Annotated in this window: 16 protein-coding genes; 11 read left to right on the plus strand and 5 right to left on the minus strand. The window is 42.9% G+C overall.

Annotation, left to right across the window (positions count from 1 at the left end; translation table 11 throughout):
• Positions 1–8 precede the first annotated feature (8 nt).
• From RB622_RS28230 to RB622_RS28250, 5 genes are all read left to right on the plus strand, one after another.
• A complete protein-coding gene (locus RB622_RS28230) occupies positions 9–1,229 on the plus strand; it encodes a sugar MFS transporter (RefSeq protein WP_308050168.1) in 1,221 nt (406 codons plus the stop codon).
• Positions 1,230–1,232: 3 nt separating this feature from the next.
• Positions 1,233–2,315: a galactokinase family protein gene (locus RB622_RS28235; protein WP_308050169.1), complete on the plus strand. Its 1,083-nt coding sequence runs from the start codon at positions 1,233–1,235 to the stop codon at positions 2,313–2,315.
• 227 nt (positions 2,316–2,542) lie between these two features.
• Positions 2,543–4,558, plus strand: coding sequence for a (E)-4-hydroxy-3-methylbut-2-enyl-diphosphate synthase (ispG, locus tag RB622_RS28240; RefSeq protein WP_308050170.1), 2,016 nt, complete (start codon positions 2,543–2,545; stop codon positions 4,556–4,558).
• Between the two features lie 28 nt (positions 4,559–4,586).
• Complete coding sequence (locus tag RB622_RS28245) at positions 4,587–4,766, plus strand: DUF6728 family protein (RefSeq protein WP_308050171.1); 180 nt, start codon at positions 4,587–4,589, stop codon at positions 4,764–4,766.
• Positions 4,763–5,119, plus strand: a complete 357-nt coding sequence (locus RB622_RS28250) for an MmcQ/YjbR family DNA-binding protein (RefSeq protein WP_308050172.1) — start codon at positions 4,763–4,765, stop codon at positions 5,117–5,119. Before RB622_RS28245 ends, RB622_RS28250 begins: the two co-directional genes overlap by 4 nt.
• 246 nt (positions 5,120–5,365) lie before the next feature.
• Here the strand turns inward: RB622_RS28250 and gldC are convergent, their stop codons facing one another.
• Positions 5,366–5,707, minus strand: a complete 342-nt coding sequence (gene gldC, locus RB622_RS28255) for a gliding motility protein GldC (protein ID WP_090338242.1) — start codon at positions 5,705–5,707, stop codon at positions 5,366–5,368.
• A 63-nt stretch (positions 5,708–5,770) separates the two neighbouring features.
• The gene (locus RB622_RS28260) at positions 5,771–6,499 is read right to left on the minus strand and encodes a DUF4197 domain-containing protein (protein ID WP_308050173.1); all 729 of its coding nucleotides are present in this window, start codon (positions 6,497–6,499) and stop codon (positions 5,771–5,773) included.
• A 107-nt stretch (positions 6,500–6,606) separates the two neighbouring features.
• On the opposite strand from RB622_RS28260, the gene RB622_RS28265 reads away from it, so the two are divergent.
• The 5 genes from RB622_RS28265 (at position 6,607) to RB622_RS28285 (ending at position 11,829) form a co-directional block, all read left to right on the plus strand.
• Positions 6,607–7,875: a competence/damage-inducible protein A gene (locus tag RB622_RS28265; protein ID WP_308050174.1), complete on the plus strand. Its 1,269-nt coding sequence runs from the start codon at positions 6,607–6,609 to the stop codon at positions 7,873–7,875.
• A 71-nt stretch (positions 7,876–7,946) separates the two neighbouring features.
• Complete coding sequence (locus RB622_RS28270) at positions 7,947–9,245, plus strand: dihydrolipoamide acetyltransferase family protein (protein ID WP_308050175.1); 1,299 nt, start codon at positions 7,947–7,949, stop codon at positions 9,243–9,245.
• Positions 9,245–9,778, plus strand: a complete 534-nt coding sequence (locus tag RB622_RS28275) for a 5' nucleotidase, NT5C type (protein ID WP_308050176.1) — start codon at positions 9,245–9,247, stop codon at positions 9,776–9,778. The genes RB622_RS28270 and RB622_RS28275 overlap by 1 nt, the downstream gene beginning before the upstream one ends.
• Positions 9,775–10,452, plus strand: a complete 678-nt coding sequence (locus RB622_RS28280) for a response regulator (protein WP_308050177.1) — start codon at positions 9,775–9,777, stop codon at positions 10,450–10,452. The genes RB622_RS28275 and RB622_RS28280 overlap by 4 nt, the downstream gene beginning before the upstream one ends.
• Before the next feature lie 3 nt (positions 10,453–10,455).
• The gene (locus RB622_RS28285) at positions 10,456–11,829 is read left to right on the plus strand and encodes a HAMP domain-containing sensor histidine kinase (RefSeq protein ID WP_308050178.1); all 1,374 of its coding nucleotides are present in this window, start codon (positions 10,456–10,458) and stop codon (positions 11,827–11,829) included.
• Between the two features lie 306 nt (positions 11,830–12,135).
• Here the strand turns inward: RB622_RS28285 and RB622_RS28290 are convergent, their stop codons facing one another.
• From RB622_RS28290 to RB622_RS28300, 3 genes are all read right to left on the minus strand, one after another.
• On the minus strand, positions 12,136–12,882 hold the full coding sequence (locus tag RB622_RS28290) for an acyl-CoA desaturase (RefSeq protein WP_308050179.1): 747 nt from the start codon (positions 12,880–12,882) through the stop codon (positions 12,136–12,138).
• A 143-nt stretch (positions 12,883–13,025) separates the two neighbouring features.
• Positions 13,026–13,658: a DUF4159 domain-containing protein gene (locus RB622_RS28295; protein WP_409022036.1), complete on the minus strand. Its 633-nt coding sequence runs from the start codon at positions 13,656–13,658 to the stop codon at positions 13,026–13,028.
• Positions 13,659–13,726: 68 nt separating this feature from the next.
• Entirely contained in the window at positions 13,727–14,434 is a 708-nt protein-coding gene (locus RB622_RS28300) for an RsmE family RNA methyltransferase (RefSeq protein WP_308050181.1), read from the minus strand.
• 398 nt (positions 14,435–14,832) lie between these two features.
• Between RB622_RS28300 and RB622_RS28305 the strand changes: the two genes are divergently transcribed.
• Complete coding sequence (locus tag RB622_RS28305; RefSeq protein WP_308050182.1) at positions 14,833–15,843, plus strand: glutamine synthetase beta-grasp domain-containing protein; 1,011 nt, start codon at positions 14,833–14,835, stop codon at positions 15,841–15,843.
• Positions 15,844–16,023: the final 180 nt, after the last annotated feature.

A 16,023-nucleotide genomic window follows, 5' to 3' on the forward strand; every position in this document is an offset into this window, starting at 1 on the left:
TAAATTAAATGACTAGTAAAAAGAATAATTATCTGGGCCCCCTTGTTATTATCGGTGTGCTTTTCTTTGTGATGGGCTTCATCACGTGGGTTAACGGAACCCTGATTACCTTCTTCAAAAAAGCATTTTCCCTGGATAACACCAGTTCTTACCTCGTGACCTTCGCGTTTTTTATATCCTACACGGTAATGGCCATCCCATGTTCGATGGTTGTTAAAAAAACCGGATTTAAAAATGGTATGTCTCTGGCGCTCCTGGTGATGGCCGTCGGAACGCTTATTTTTATTCCAGCCGCGGAAATGGCATCTTATCCGTTATTTTTAGTTGGCCTTTTTACAATCGGGATCGGACTTACTGTTCTTCAAACTGCCTCTAACCCTTATGCAACGATTCTGGGTCCACGCGAAAGTGCTGCGCAAAGGATCAGTATCATGGGTATTGCCAACAAAGGCGCCGGCATCATCAGCCAGATCGTCATTGGCAAGTTATTGCTTGCAGGAGCCGAATCGACAGACCCAAAAGACGAATTGGACAAAGTTGTTGTGCCTTATCTTATTTTAACTGCGATTTTGGTTGTTCTGGCACTAATAATACGCATGACCAAAGGTCTTGTTGAGGTAAGCGAAGAAGAAGATTCCGAAGGAGTCAATCAGAGCACTCCACAGAAAACCAGTGTATTTCAATATCCAAACCTTGTTTTGGGTGTCGTTGCATTATTTTGCTACGTGGGCGTGGAAGTGATCGCGGCTGATACCATTATCAACTATGGTGTTTCATTGGGCATTCCTGAAAGTGAGGCTAGAGTTTTTGGAGCCTATACATTGGGCGGAATGATGTTTGGTTATGTACTTGGCATTCTGCTGATCCCTAAATTGGTATCGCAGCAAGCTTACATGATTTTCTCCGCTACGTTAGGACTTGTAGTTACTGTCGTAGCACTTCTGACAACCGGTTTCACATCGGTGATGTGCATTGCCGTGTTAGGTTTTGCCAATGCGGTTATCTGGCCTGCGTTGTGGCCACTTGCACTTAGCGGACTTGGTAAATTCACCAAAATTGCATCCGCGCTTTTGGTAATGGGTATTTCCGGTGGTGCCATTATGCCTTTGATTTACGGAGGTATTGCGGACTCCATTGGCAACACCCAAACAGCATACATTCTGGTACTTCCACTTTATGCGTTTATTGTATACTTTGGTCTGATCGGCCACAAAAAGAAAAGCTGGTAGTTCATGAGAATTTCAACGCCAGGCCGTATCTGCTTTTTCGGAGAACACCAGGACTATCTTGGTCTTCCCGTGATCGCAGCGGCCATTTCCAGAAGAATCAGCATTGACGGCAGTTACAGAAATGACGACCGGATTGTTCTTAATCTTCCTGACTTAAATGAAAAGATAGAATTCTCTCTGAAAGAAACATTCCCTTACGTTATTCAAAGAGATTATTTCAGAAGTACCGTCAATGTTTTAAAAAGAAAGGGGCTCGTTTTTTCCAAAGGATTCGATTGTGTGATCCATGGAAATATACCGATCAATTCGGGTACATCGAGTTCCTCGGCACTGATCGTATCCTGGGCACATTTCCTGGATAAGATGAGTGATAATCCGGTCAATTTTTCACAGAAAGAACTGGGGGAAATTGCCAATGCGGCCGAAGTACTTGAATTCGGGGAGCCAGGCGGTATGATGGATCATTACTCCACCGCGATAGGAAACGTCATTTATCTGGAATCACAGCCACAGATTTATGTGGAAACGCTAACGCCAACCCTGGGAACCTTTGTTCTTGGCGATTCGCTCGAACCCAAAGACACGCTCGGGATTTTGGCGCACTGCCGCTATGGAATGGAAGATCTGGTTAAAAAGGTGACACAATACGATCCTGGTTTTTCCATTTTTACAACCCAATTGGAGCAGACGGCCGATTACAGTAAAATTTTGTCTCAGGACGAACTAAGCCTGCTACAAGCCAATGTCGATGACCGTGATATTCTTTTAAAAGGAAAAGCATTGTTATCCCAAGATGTTGATAAAGCAGGAGCTACTGCATTTGACAAAAAACTGGGTGATCTGCTTTATCAGCACTACAAAAACCTGCGCGACCACAAGCGGACTTCAACACCGAAAATTGAACGGATGATGGATGCGGCCTTAGGTGCAGGTGCTTTGGGCGGAAAAATCAACGGTTCTGGCGGAGGTGGCTGCATGTTTGTTTATGCGCCCACAAAAGCCGCAGAAGTTGCCGCAGCGATTGAAAAAGCGGGTGGTAAAAGTTATATCATCCATGTGGATTCCGGAACGAGAACTGAAGCATAATTTACTAGCATAGCAAGATTGAATTTTTTAAAACCGGCTCAGGATTAATTTTCCTGAGCCGGTTTTATTTAAAAAGAATTCGGTCCTGTTTAATTTAAATGCACGATTGTAATTCCATTTGTGTTTTAGATTTGTGTAATTTGTGCTTTGGTTTCGGATTACAAAGAGTACAAGAATTAATTATTTGGGTGGATATTGAACCACCTGAGAGAAAACAACGCATTAAGATGTCCATCCTGACAGCACCTGAACATAAATTGAATATATACTGCCCTTCCCTCACGGAATACAAACGGAGGGAAACCATAACGATTAAAATAGGAGACATTCCCATGGGTTCTGATTATCCGATCAGAATTCAGTCCATGACAACGGTAGATACGATGGACACACAGGGCTCCATTGACGAGGTGATCCGCATGGTTGATTCAGGTTGTGAATATGTCCGTATCACCGCACCGAGTGTTAAGGAAGCTCAAAATCTTGAAAACATCAGGAACGGTTTGCACAAAAAAGGCATTTTTGTTCCCTTAATAGCCGATATACATTTCACGCCCAACGCGGCTGAAATGGCAGCACGTATTGTTGAGAAAGTCCGTATCAATCCCGGAAATTACGCGGACCGCAAGCGTTTTGAAGTCATTGATTACACCGACGCTTCCTATGCTGCTGAACTGGAACGTATCCGGGAAAAATTTATTCCGCTGATCAAAATCTGTAAAGAGTATGGTACGGCAATGCGTATCGGTACCAACCACGGTTCCTTATCGGATCGTATTTTGAGCCGCTACGGAGACACCCCGCTGGGTATGGTGGAATCCGCGCTTGAATTTTTGCGCATTTGTGAAGAGTTAAACTACTTCAACATCGCGCTTTCCATGAAGTCGAGCAACACGCAGGTCATGGTGGAAGCCTACCGTCTGCTTGTGCAACGGCTTGACCAGGAAGGACTGAAACCTTATCCATTGCATTTGGGCGTTACAGAAGCCGGTGAGGCGGAAGATGGCAGGATCAAATCGGCAGTCGGCATTGGAACCTTGCTGGAAGACGGACTCGGTGATACCGTCCGGGTTTCACTAACCGAAGCGCCGGAAAAGGAAGCGCCGGTTGCACGCGCATTGGTAGAGCGTTACCATCACCGCACACCACACGCACCGATTGATGCCGTTAACAACTGCCCGATCAATCCTTTCCAGTATTTCCGGAGAGATGCACAGGAGGTTTATAATATTGGTGGCCACAACGTTCCCCGCGTCATTGCTGATTATTCGGATATCAGTGTGGAACAACACGAACATTTGAAAAGTATCGGTCATTTCTTCCTGCCGGTCCCCGATAAGTGGGCCATGAACGATCAGGGAGCCGATTTTATTTATTCAGGAAAAACCCCTATTCCTTTCATGCTGCCAAACGGCTTAAAGGAAATCATGGACCATAAGCAGTGGCTATCGCACAGCGACCGCGACAACAAATTTCCGTTACTTACTGTGCAGGAATGGGAAACGGCGGAACAATCCGAAATCTCCCCGTCGATTAATTTCATCAAAGGGACGATTCACACGTTCACGATTGATTTCCTTGAAAAAATATGCAGCGAAAAAAACATTGTGCTCCTCCTCAATTCGGAGAACACTCATGCCATGCCCGAAATGCGGAGGTTCTTTTACCGTTTGATAGAATTGAAAATAAAAACACCGGTGATTATTCATCGTACGTATGAAACCGACCTGGGAGATAGTTTAACGCTTTATTCGGCGACGGATATCGGAGGCTTACTGGTAGACGGCTTTGGCGACGGCACCCTGCTTTCACCGGATTTCATTTATCCCGTTTCGCATAAAGAAAAACTTTCCATTGCGGCGGGTTATAACAGCATTGCTTTTGGGATTTTACAGGCAGCAAGAACACGGATGTCGAAAACCGAATATATCTCCTGTCCTTCATGCGGTCGTACATTATTCGATTTGCAGGAAACGACGGCCATGATCCGTAAACATACCGAACACCTGAAAGGAATTAAGATCGGGATTATGGGTTGTATCGTGAATGGTCCGGGCGAAATGGCTGATGCCGATTATGGTTATGTAGGGATGGGCAAAGATAAAATCGCTTTGTACCGTGGCCAGGAAGTGATCAAACGCTCTGTAACGGCCGCAAAAGCAGTGGATGAATTAATAGAGCTGATACGTGAAGATGGCCGGTGGATCGAACCGGGACAGGATGAAACCTACAATCTTTCCTAATCAGTACGCATATTTTAAATAAACCGATATGAAAAAGTATTTTCAGCTTGGAGATGTATTTTATTACTTCGTCCGGGTATTTAAAAAACCAAATCCAAACGATCCGACCTCGTTCAACCTTCGGATGATGCATGGCATTAATAAAATTTCGATCGTCATGTTTCTGATCTGTTTAATCATCATGATCGTACGGGCCTTTACAAGATGAATTTAGAAACACTCCGTGATTTTTGCCTGGAATTACCCGGCGTAACCGAAGAACTTCCTTTTGGCCCCGACACGCTCGTTTTCAAGGTCATGGGGAAAGTATTTCTGTTAACACCCATAGAGTCCGGAAGGCCTCAGTTTAATGCAAAATGTGACCCTGAAAAAGCGGAGGAGTTAAGGGAAAAATATCCCGATGTCGTTCCCGGATACCACATGAATAAAAAACACTGGAACACGGTTTATATCACCGGCAGCATTTCCAGCGAACTTTTATACAGCTGGATAAAAGATTCTTACGACCTGGTTGCAGCCAGTTTACCGAAGAAGGATAAGGTTGCTTTGCAGGAACTATAAATATGAAAAGGAAAGGTAGGAAACTCAATTCTAATAAAATTAGAGTAATAATTCGGACTCAAAGAAAACAGAATTCAGAGGATTTTGTCTTCTTGACAATTATGAGATCCCGAAAAAACATGCCAGGTATTTCTCTTGAACAATTTGAAAAAATAGTTGGCTGGATTTGATATTTAAAATTTTAATCCTTCAAATGAAAAAAGCGATCTCCCGATCGCTTTTTTCATTTCTTACCATTTTGTATAACTACTTCGCCGCCTTCATTTCCTCATCCAGCTTTTTACTAAGCGTTTCGCAAACCCCTTCGATCGCGTCAGCCATCACTTTGTCGTTCGTTGCAGTCAGCAAAGTATCGGCAATACCGCTCATGATCTCGATGTAGAAACGTTTCATTTCGAAAACCTCCATATCTTTTGTCCAAAGGTCAATTTTTAACGTGCCTCTGTGGTAATGGTCCCAAACAGCAATCGCAATGGCGCGGGTATCATTAATTCCCTCGTTTGGATTGTCGGTAGCATTCCAGTGAATTTTTTCGGGTATGTTTTGATTATCAAGTTCTACGGTGAAATGTATCTCAGAATTTTTCATAAAAGGATTAATATTTTTCGCAAAAGTAAGACAAAGTAACAACTCCTGACAATTTCAGGTTCGTTACTTTCCCGATTGTCCGAAAACAGTTTTCAAAATATCACTTACACGGGCAACCGGATCCTTCCTGATTTTCCGTTCTTCCTGCGCGATCAGGGTATAAAGTCCGTCAATTGTTTTTTGGGTTGCATACGCTTTCAGATCCGGATTTACTTTTTTCACCAGCGGGATCGCATTGTACGTTTTTACCAGATCGGCATAATACTGTGTCGCCTTGTTGAGCCTTAAAGTGCTGTCAACAACCGGGAAAAATGTATTGTAAAGATCCTGATTTGTCGTTTTTTGCAGGTATTTCGTCGCCGCATCATCCTCTCCCTTCAAGATACTTACTGCATCCGTAATGGTCATCGACGTAATTGCTTTTACGAAGATCGGTTTTGATTTTTTTGCCGCGTCCTCGGCCGCACGGTTCAGTGAAAGTGTAAATTTATCCACTTCTTTTCCCAGGCCTAATTTCCGAAGTGTTTCCGCAACTTTTTGCGCTTCCGGCGGAACGACGATTTTAATCAGTTCATTTTTAAAAAATCCGTCTTGTTTCGAAGCCATCGCCGAGCCGTTGCTGATCCCGACAGTCAATGCTTCTTTCAAGCCTTTTACGATATCTCCTTCTGCCAATGCCGATCCCTGAGGTTTTTTAAATGAGTCTAATACCTTTCCAAGATTGAACTGAGCCATTGAAGCACAGCTACATGAAATCCATAAAAAGATTACTAATACGATTTTTCTATTCATTTGGGTTACTCTGTTTAATTCACACTATGCTCCAAACGTAATCAATAACGATTAATTTTACTTATTTTTGAAAAAATAAACGGTTCAATTCAACCACATTCGCATTTATGAATCCCATAGTAAGGGCCGAAATAATTACCATCGGTGATGAAATTCTTTTTGGACAGATCACGGATACAAATACACAATGGATTGGTGCTGAGCTTACTGGCATAGGAATCTATCCCGTTCGTAAAACATCGGTGGGCGATATTCAGGAAGATATCTTGTCAGCGTTGTCGGAAGCTAGCCAAAGAGCCGATGTTATTATTGTCACCGGCGGTCTTGGACCAACCAAAGATGACATCACAAAACATACTTTTTGCAAGTATTTTGGCTCTGAATTAAAAATAAATGAAGAAGCACTGGCATTGGTTACCGAGTTCTTTGCAAAAAGAGGCCGGGCAATGACGGAGTTGAATATACAACAGGCCGCACTGCCGACAAATTGCACTTACATCCCCAATCTTTGGGGAACGGCGCCAGGTATGTGGTTTGAAAAAGACGAAGTAATTTATGTTTCGTTGCCTGGCGTTCCTTATGAGATGAAAAGTCTGATGGAGCACGCCATTCTGCCAAAACTTAAAGAACGGTTTAGTTTCAATATTATCCAGCATAAAATAATCCGCACAATCGGCATTGGCGAATCCTTCCTGGCAGAAACCATTGAGGATTGGGAAAATGCGCTTCCGTCACATATCAAACTGGCCTATCTTCCCCATTTCGGGCAGGTAAAATTGCGACTGACGGCAACCGGAGATAACCAGAAAACGCTGGATGCAGCATTACGAAATCAGGTTGAGCTGCTTTTACCGCTCATCGAGGATTATGTTTTCGGTTATGATACAGATGAACTGGAATCGGTTATCGGCAAACTGCTAATTGATAGTGACGCGACAATCGGGACGGCTGAAAGCTGCACTGGTGGTTTTGTGGCCAATCAAATTGTCAATATTCCGGGTTCTTCACAGTATTTTGAAGGATCTGTTGTCAGTTATAGCAATGCCGTTAAAATAAATATCCTAGGTGTTTCCCGCGAAACGCTCGAAGACTACGGTGCCGTAAGCGAGCAAACTGCCAAAGAAATGGCAGAAGGAGCGCGCAGGGCCTTGAAAACGACTTATGCAATTGCAACCACCGGCATTGCAGGCCCAGACGGAGGCACACCCGAAAAACCGGTTGGTACGGTATGGATCGCCTGCGCCACACCGACAGAAACCGTCACACAGTTACTTACGCTAAGAAACAACAGGAAAATAAACATTGAACTGACTTCCTCTTACGTTTTGAATCTGTTGAGAAAAACAATTCTAAAAACGGTTACTGAGAAGATCTGATATTTTTAAATTATTTTAGATACAACGTTAATATCGAGGGGCTGGAAGCTTGGGTTGAAATATAGAAAAATATGAAAATAGTTGAAATGTTAATGCCCCCAATGGGTGAGAGTATCATGGAATGCACCGTTTTGACGCACCTTAAAAATGCCGGCGATTCAATTACGGCTGATGATTCTGTTCTGGAAGTAGCTACCGACAAAGTGGATACCGAAGTTCCCTCCCCCTACTCCGGTGTGTTAACGGAATGGCTGGTGAAAGAGGGTGATGTGGTGGCTATTGGAAGTCCTGTGGCGAAATTTCAAGTTGAAAATGGTGTTGATCAGGAAAGCAACGCACCTGAACCGGTTCTGGAAGCAGGTACCCCTGAATTTGACGCAGTCGCTTTCCTCGAAAATGACTTACAAAAAGCCGTTCACAGAACTTCGGAACTGGAAACGGCACAATCTGTTCTGAAAAGTAGCGGAGACGCCAATGCATTTTACTCGCCGCTGGTGCTTAGTATCGCACGTGAAGAAAAATTAAGTGCGCAGGAGCTTGCCAGCATACCCGGAACTGGTCTTGAAAACCGGGTAACCAAAAAAGATATTATTGCTTACCTGAGTGATCGTGGAAGCAAAAAAGAGATCCTTCCGATAAAAACTTCGTCCGTAAACGGGTCGACAGAAATCATTGAAATGGATCGTATGCGGAAGATGATTTCTTCGCGTATGATCGAGTCAAAACGCATTTCTGCCCACGTTACTTCCTTTATAGAGTCCGATATGACCTCCGTTGTAAAATGGCGGGAGGCCGTAAAGAATGATTTCAGGAAGAAATCAGGCGACAGTATCACCTTTACCCCAATTCTTATCGAAGCGGTTGTAAAGGCGATAAAGGATTATCCGCTGATCAATATTTCAGTCGAAGGCGATAGCATCATCAAGAAAAAAGACATCAATATTGGCATGGCTGTGGCTTTGCCTGATGGCAACCTGATCGTCCCGGTTATTCACCACGCCGACCAGTATGATTTGGCCGGACTTGCCCGGAAAGTGAATGAACTGGCAAAAAAAGCCCGTGAAAACAAATTGAAAGCCGACGATCTTGCTGGCGGAACTTATACCGTTTCCAACATTGGCGCATTCGGGAACCTGATGGGAACACCGATCATCGTTCAGCCGCAGGTCGCGATTATGGCTTTTGGTGCAATAAAAAAGAAACCCGCCGTGATAGAAACGCCGCAGGGTGATTTACTGGGAATAAGAAGTCTTATGTTTATCTCTCATTCATATGACCACCGTGTTGTGGATGGATCATTGGGCGGTATGTTTTTGAAAAGGGTTTCTGATTACCTCGAAAATTATGATGCTCACAGAACGCTTTTATAATGCTGAGACTTACGCTGGACATGGACGATGTGATGGCCGATACCCATGAGAAACTGGTCAGCATTGTTTTGAATGACTTTCAGTCAACGTTAGATAAAAAAGATTTTGAGGTAAAGTCCCTTCGGGAACTGCTTCATCCAAAGCAATTAACCAGGCTTCACAAAGTCATGAACGAACCTGGTTTTTTTGCCAATATTCAGGTCAAAAAAGATGCCGTAGAAACGGTTTACAAATTATCCCGTTTCTATGAAATTTATGTGGCCACCGCGGCTATGGAATTTCCTAATTCATTTAAGGACAAATTCGACTGGCTACACAAACATTTTGATTTTATTCCCTGGTCAAATATTGTTTTTTGCGGACATAAGAGCATCATTCATTCGGATTATCTGATTGACGATCATGTCAGGAACCTGAATGCTTTTAAAGGAGAAGGGATCTTATTCACAGCAGCGCATAATCTTCAGGACAAAACATACCGCAGGGTGTCAAACTGGAAAGATGTTGCTGAATTATTTTTGCCGAACAAATGAAATTACTACTGATAGAAGACGAGCCCAAAACCGTGCAATCTCTTAAACAGGGACTGGAAGAAAATGGTTATGAGGTGGACATCGCCTACGACGGCCTTATTGGCAAACAATTGGCAAAAAAAGGCGGCTATCAGTTGATCATCAGTGATATCATCATTCCCGGAATCAACGGGATCGAACTTTGCCGGGAACTACGGAATTCCGGTGACGAAACACCGATTCTGATGCTCACGGCACTCGGTTCGACCGACGACAAAGTAACCGGACTCGATGCCGGTGCTGACGATTATCTGGTAAAACCATTTGAATTTAAAGAGCTACTAGCCCGGGTAAGAGCCTTAACCAAACGCGGCTCTTCGATTTCCCAGACAGCCAATATCCTTCGTTTTGAGGACCTGGAAGTATCTTTGGATGCCAAAACCGTACATCGTTCCAGCAATAAAATTAACCTTACCGCCAGAGAATTCAACCTTTTGGTCTACCTGATCCGTAACCAGGGCCGGGTTATTTCCAAAGTAGAAATCGCCGAACAGGTTTGGGATATTGGTTTTGATACCGGTACAAATGTCATCGAAGTTTATGTAAATTATCTTCGTAAAAAAATTGACAAAGATTATCCGGTCAAGTTGATCCATACCCAGTTTGGCATGGGGTACGTCCTTAAAATCGAGTAAGCAATGCAGATCCGTACCCGACTTACGATTCAATTTTTATTGCTGGTAAGCGGTATTTTATTGGTTACTTTCATTGCTATTTATTACTTCACCTATTACAATGTAACCGAGGATTTCTATGATCGACTGAGATCCAAAGCAAAATCCACAGCCGGACTGTTAAGCAAAGATCCGCAGGTCAATGCAGAGGTTTTCAGGGCACTTGAGGCCGCAAACCGCGACCTGATTTACAATGAGAACATCCTGATTTTTGACGAAAAAAACAGGCTCATCTACACCAACATCAATACGAATAATAAATCCATTCACGTTTCCAACTACTGGCTGGATGAAATCCGGAAAGCCAACGAAATACGTTACATCGATGGCGATTATAAAGTTGTTGGTCTTTATTACAAATATCCCTTCAATAAGGCTGTCGTCATGCTCGGCGCGCAGGATTTATACGGTCAGGCTAACCTGGCAAACCTTAACACCCTGCTGACCATTCTTTTCGTGGTCGTGACCGTTATTGTAGGACTTGCCGGTTGGGTCTTTTCCAAACGAGCGTTACGACCCATTTCAAAGGTTATGAATGCCGTAGAGGGCATTTTACCGCAACGACTCGATACCAGGCTAGATATCCCGAACCAAAAAGATGAAATCGGCCGCTTGTCCACGACTTTCAACAAGCTACTGGACCGCATTGAAACCGCCTTTCAAATGCAAAAAATATTTGTTGCCAATGTTTCACACGAGCTTAAAAACCCATTGACCAAAATCCGGTCGCAGCTGGAAGTAAGCATGCTTAAGGAACGCAGCACCATGGAATATCAGGTGACGATACAATCCGTTCTGGAAGATATCCAGGAGCTCGCGCAGCTGTCAAATACATTGCTAGAGCTGGCAAAGGTCAGCGAGGACCAGCGTGACCTGTTGACTGAAATCGTACGGATCGATGACTTATTGTGGGATTGCCGTCAGGGACTGGGCCAGGCCAATCCGGCTTACAATATCCAGGTAGATCTGGAAGAACTCCCGGATGACGATACATGGCTTGAAATTGCCGGAAATTCCACACTGCTCAAAACTGCATTTTTGAATCTGATGGATAACGCCTGCAAGTTTTCTGAGGATCAAACTGTCACCATTTCACTGCGCGCGTCCGCAAAAAAACTCGTTCTTCAATTTTCAGACCAGGGAAAAGGAATTCCCATCCAAGACCAGAGTTTGGTCTTTCAGCCTTTCTACCGCAGCGACAACACGGCGAGTGTAAAAGGTTATGGCATCGGCCTCTCCCTGGTAGATAGAATTGTAAAACTACACAACGGAAATGTGTCTATTCAGGCCAATCAACCTAAGGGAACTACCTTCATTCTGAATTTCTTACGTCTCTAAGCAAATTCTAATTTATTGTTAAGCTCATCTTAAGTATTGTTCCTTTCTTTTGTAATGTTCTCTATGTATCAGACTTAATACATGAAGGAGTCAAAAAATTAGATTTCATTTTTTGTGGTGTTAATAAGCAAACTTGGCAGGTGTCTCTCACACCTGCCAAAGTTTTTTTGTGCCTGTAACAAAATTGCCATGGATTGAAATCCGTGGCTACAATATCGGTCATACCTACGGCATTGTTTTATCAGCACAAAAAAAGCAGTGAACGAATCTTGTCCACTGCTTCACTTTGGTTTTATATCTTCGAAATTAGTTCTTCTTTCTTATTTCGATAATTTTCAGCTTATTCAACATCTTGATTACGGGATAGGTAGGATCTACTTCAAACCATTTTGACCCGAAATTGATACTGTTCGGACGTTTGTGGTGGTTGTTCTGAAACAACTCGCCCATCATCAGGAAATCGAAAATTAACGAATTCTTAGACTTGTCATCGTTATCAAAATTCTGGTATCCATATTTATGACCACTCCAGTTAACAATAGCGCCATGAATAGGCCCCATTAAAAAGTGGATCGGCAAAAGGAAAAAGAAGGCCCAGTGCATATCCAGGTAAATGTATGCAAGGATATAAAAGGCGGAGTAAAGAATGGCCCATCCCGTTCTTGAAACCCATGAATCGCCCAGTTTCTCAATAAAATTCCACTCCGGGTAGTTACGCTCAAATTGTGTCTCGATCGCTCTTTTACGGTTCAAAACGGCGTTATAGATATCTTTTGTTTCCCACATCATCGTAAATACGTTTTTGGTATGGTGCGGAGAATGCGGATCTTTTTCAGTGTCACTGAATGCATGGTGCATCCGGTGAAGTATAGCATAGGCGCGGGGGCTCAAATAAGAAGACCCTTGCGACAGGTAAGTCAAGAGATAAAAAAACCGCTCCCATGGCTTGCTCATGATAAACATTTTATGAGCAGAATAACGGTGCAAAAAGAATGTTTGGCAAAAAAGAGACAGATACCAGTGTATAACAAATACGGCAAGAACTATATACATGAAAAGGCTTAATGGTTAAAAACGGATTATCATACAAATTTAAGTGTAAGAAGGCAAAAACCCACCATCATTTCCCGTTAATTTCGCCACTTATTTATATTCATTCTACAATATCCATAAAATACTATCCGAAACTTGGAAAACTACAAAATTGTAAATGCGTAGTCGAGCAGATTGGCTCCCATTTGCAAGGCTTTTCTACGTAATTCCTCCGGATCCTTATAAACGCTCTGGTCTTCCCAGCCATTACCCAGATCCGTTTCATAAGAATAAAAGCATAATAAACGCCCCTGCCATATCAGACCAAAACCCTGAGGCTGTTTTCCATCGTGTTCATGCACTTTGGGTAAGCCATTGGTAAAGTCATATTTGAGGTGATAAATCTGATGATCGAAAGGCAGCTCAACAAAGGATAATTCGGGGAAAACTTTTTTCATTTCCCTGCGAATGAAAGGATCCAGCCCGTAGTTATCATCAATATGCAGAAAGCCTCCGGCCAATAGATAATTTCTAAGATTTCTGGCTTCTGCATCCGTAAAAACCACATTTCCGTGCCCGGTCATGTGCACAAACGGATAAGTAAACAGATCAGGACTTCCTACCTCCACTACATCCTCCACCGGATTGATATTCATTTTCAATTCCGAATTGCAAAAACTGATCAGATTAGGCAGTGAAGTTTTGTTGGCATACCAGTCTCCTCCCCCGCCATATTTCAATTTGGCAATTTTAAGTGAGGACTGCGCCTGACTTTCTGCCATCCCGGAAAGCAGCATGATTACAACATACAATGTACTCCTGAAAATGCTTCGCGCCATATCCTATCCTTAATTATATATACTTGCTAAATCAGCTGAGCCAGATTCACCGCATGACAACCCGCCACAGCGGCCGTTTCTGTTCTTAATCTCGTTGCACCAAGCGACACTGCTTCAAAACCGTTTGCCGTTGCTAATATAACCTCTTCCGGCGAAAAGTCACCCTCCGGCCCGATTAACAAGGTTGTTTTCGAATTTTTGGCCACCTTTTTAATTACATGCTCCGTCAAATGGTTATCCGGCACATAAGCAATCAGGCGCGTATCATCCGTATTCTCTTTTATAAAAGTGTCGTATGCCGTTATTAACGAAATTTCCGGCATATAATATTGTTGCGACTGTTTCATGGCTGATGCCGCGATCCGTTTCAGCCGACTTAAGTTGACAACACGCGAAATGGTTTCCTTATGTGTGTTTTCTGTCACAATAAAATCGATCCGCTCTACACCCATCTCAGTCATTTTCTCCACCATCCATTCATTTCTTTCTGCCTTACGCGTTGGTGCAACCGCAATATGCACAGCGTAGGGACGCTTCTGGATCATTGTTGACCCAACAACTTCATACGTAACATTTCGTTTGCCAATATTCAACCTGCATTTTTGCAAAAGCCCCCTTCCGTCCGTTACATGGATAACATCCCCCGTCGACAAGCGCAGCACTTTTGTGCAATGGCGTGACTCTTCTTCATCTAATTCAAAAATTCTGGTATCCGGCTGATAAAACAAATGCATAAAAATAATTTAATTTTCGGGCAGTAATCGACACCCGATTCTTTTTCCCAAAATTAAGAATTAATTATGTATTCGCTCCCATACAAAAAGTGACAATACCAAGATTTAGTAAGCGCACAAAAAAATCCTGTTTTTTGTATTTTTTCTATTTTTTTAATTAATGTGTTCAATATAAAAGCATAATTTTCACCCAAATCTGAAATTGCCTTTTGAAAGGTTTACTTTTAAATCCTGGTCGATTTTATTAAAAAAGTACATTATTTACTGACAATACTACCATAAACACAATTTTATTCTGTATTCGCGTAAATTTTCCTAGATTTTATTTTTTAGAAATACATTTTAGCATTAATATTGTGCCGTAATATTAATTCGTCACCACTTTATCTAGTATTATTATGTCAAAATCTAAGCTGGAATACATTTGGCTGGACGGCCACAAGCCAACCCAAGGTTTACGCAGCAAAACCAAAATCGAAAGCGACTTTAGTGGTAAACTTGAAGATTGCAGCAATTGGTCGTTTGATGGTTCATCTACTGAACAAGCACTTGGAGGTTCTTCTGACTGTCTTTTAAAGCCTGTTTACATTATTCCAGATCCACAGCGTAGAGATGCTTACCTGGTTATGTGCGAGGTTTTGAATGCTGATGGAACACCACACGTAACAAACGGCAGAGCGACTATCGAAGATGATGATAACGATTTTTGGTTCGGTTTTGAGCAAGAGTATTTCCTTTGGGATATTGAAACGAACAAACCTCTGGGATTTCCAGCAAATGGTTACCCGGCACCACAAGGACCATACTACTGTTCAGTAGGCGCACAAAATGCATTTGGTCGTGACATTATCGAAGAACATCTTGACGCATGTCTTGATGCAGGTCTTAACGTTGAAGGTATCAACGCCGAGGTTGCAGCAGGTCAGTGGGAATTCCAGATTTTCGCAAAAGGCGCACAAGAAGCTGGCGACCAGATCTGGTTGGCACGTTACCTTCTTGAACGTATCGGTGAGAAATACGGTGTTTCTATCAACTGGCATTGTAAACCATTGGGAGATCTTGACTGGAACGGAAGTGGTATGCACGCTAACTTCTCAAACACGGCTTTGAGAACTGCTGGCAGCAAAGAAGTTTTCGATAAAGTTTGCGAATCATTCCGCCCTGTTGTGAAAGAACACATCGACGTTTATGGTGCAGACAACCATCTTCGTTTGACAGGAAAGCATGAGACAGCAAGTATTCATGATTTCAGCTACGGCGTTTCTGACCGTGGTGCTTCTATCCGTATCCCTGTTCTTGTTCCTCAAAAAGGATGGAGCGGATACCTTGAAGATCGTCGTCCTAATTCAGCGGCTGATCCTTACAAAGTAGCAGCACGCATTATCAAAACTGTTAAATCTGCTCTTTAAGAGATAAATTATTCAGTATAGTAACAAAAAAACCACCTTTCGGTGGTTTTTTTGTTACTTGGGCCTTCCTTGAAAATTCTCCAATCGATCTCCTTGGCTCATATTTCCAGGATTGGATTGGGGAGTTTTAATTTACGATTGGGTGCGGCGTATCGGGAAAGTACAATTGTGTCGACTTAA

The sequence above is a fragment of the Dyadobacter sp. LHD-138 genome (genome assembly GCF_030929615.1).
Lineage (GTDB): Bacteria > Bacteroidota > Bacteroidia > Cytophagales > Spirosomataceae > Dyadobacter.

Excerpts from the sequence above, each read along its gene's own strand:
- RB622_RS28230 (WP_308050168.1), top strand. The coding sequence starts at position 9 with ATGACTAGTAAAAAGAATAATTATCTGGGCCCCCTTGTTATTATCGGT.
- RB622_RS28235 (WP_308050169.1), top strand. The coding sequence starts at position 1,233 with ATGAGAATTTCAACGCCAGGCCGTATCTGCTTTTTCGGAGAACACCAG.
- ispG (WP_308050170.1), top strand. The coding sequence starts at position 2,543 with ATGTCCATCCTGACAGCACCTGAACATAAATTGAATATATACTGCCCT.
- RB622_RS28245 (WP_308050171.1), top strand. The coding sequence starts at position 4,587 with ATGAAAAAGTATTTTCAGCTTGGAGATGTATTTTATTACTTCGTCCGG.
- RB622_RS28250 (WP_308050172.1), top strand. The coding sequence starts at position 4,763 with ATGAATTTAGAAACACTCCGTGATTTTTGCCTGGAATTACCCGGCGTA.
- gldC (WP_090338242.1), bottom strand. The coding sequence starts at position 5,707 with ATGAAAAATTCTGAGATACATTTCACCGTAGAACTTGATAATCAAAAC.
- RB622_RS28260 (WP_308050173.1), bottom strand. The coding sequence starts at position 6,499 with ATGAATAGAAAAATCGTATTAGTAATCTTTTTATGGATTTCATGTAGC.
- RB622_RS28265 (WP_308050174.1), top strand. The coding sequence starts at position 6,607 with ATGAATCCCATAGTAAGGGCCGAAATAATTACCATCGGTGATGAAATT.
- RB622_RS28270 (WP_308050175.1), top strand. The coding sequence starts at position 7,947 with ATGAAAATAGTTGAAATGTTAATGCCCCCAATGGGTGAGAGTATCATG.
- RB622_RS28275 (WP_308050176.1), top strand. The coding sequence starts at position 9,245 with ATGCTGAGACTTACGCTGGACATGGACGATGTGATGGCCGATACCCAT.
- RB622_RS28280 (WP_308050177.1), top strand. The coding sequence starts at position 9,775 with ATGAAATTACTACTGATAGAAGACGAGCCCAAAACCGTGCAATCTCTT.
- RB622_RS28285 (WP_308050178.1), top strand. The coding sequence starts at position 10,456 with ATGCAGATCCGTACCCGACTTACGATTCAATTTTTATTGCTGGTAAGC.
- RB622_RS28290 (WP_308050179.1), bottom strand. The coding sequence starts at position 12,882 with ATGTATATAGTTCTTGCCGTATTTGTTATACACTGGTATCTGTCTCTT.
- RB622_RS28295 (WP_409022036.1), bottom strand. The coding sequence starts at position 13,658 with ATGCTGCTTTCCGGGATGGCAGAAAGTCAGGCGCAGTCCTCACTTAAA.
- RB622_RS28300 (WP_308050181.1), bottom strand. The coding sequence starts at position 14,434 with ATGCATTTGTTTTATCAGCCGGATACCAGAATTTTTGAATTAGATGAA.
- RB622_RS28305 (WP_308050182.1), top strand. The coding sequence starts at position 14,833 with ATGTCAAAATCTAAGCTGGAATACATTTGGCTGGACGGCCACAAGCCA.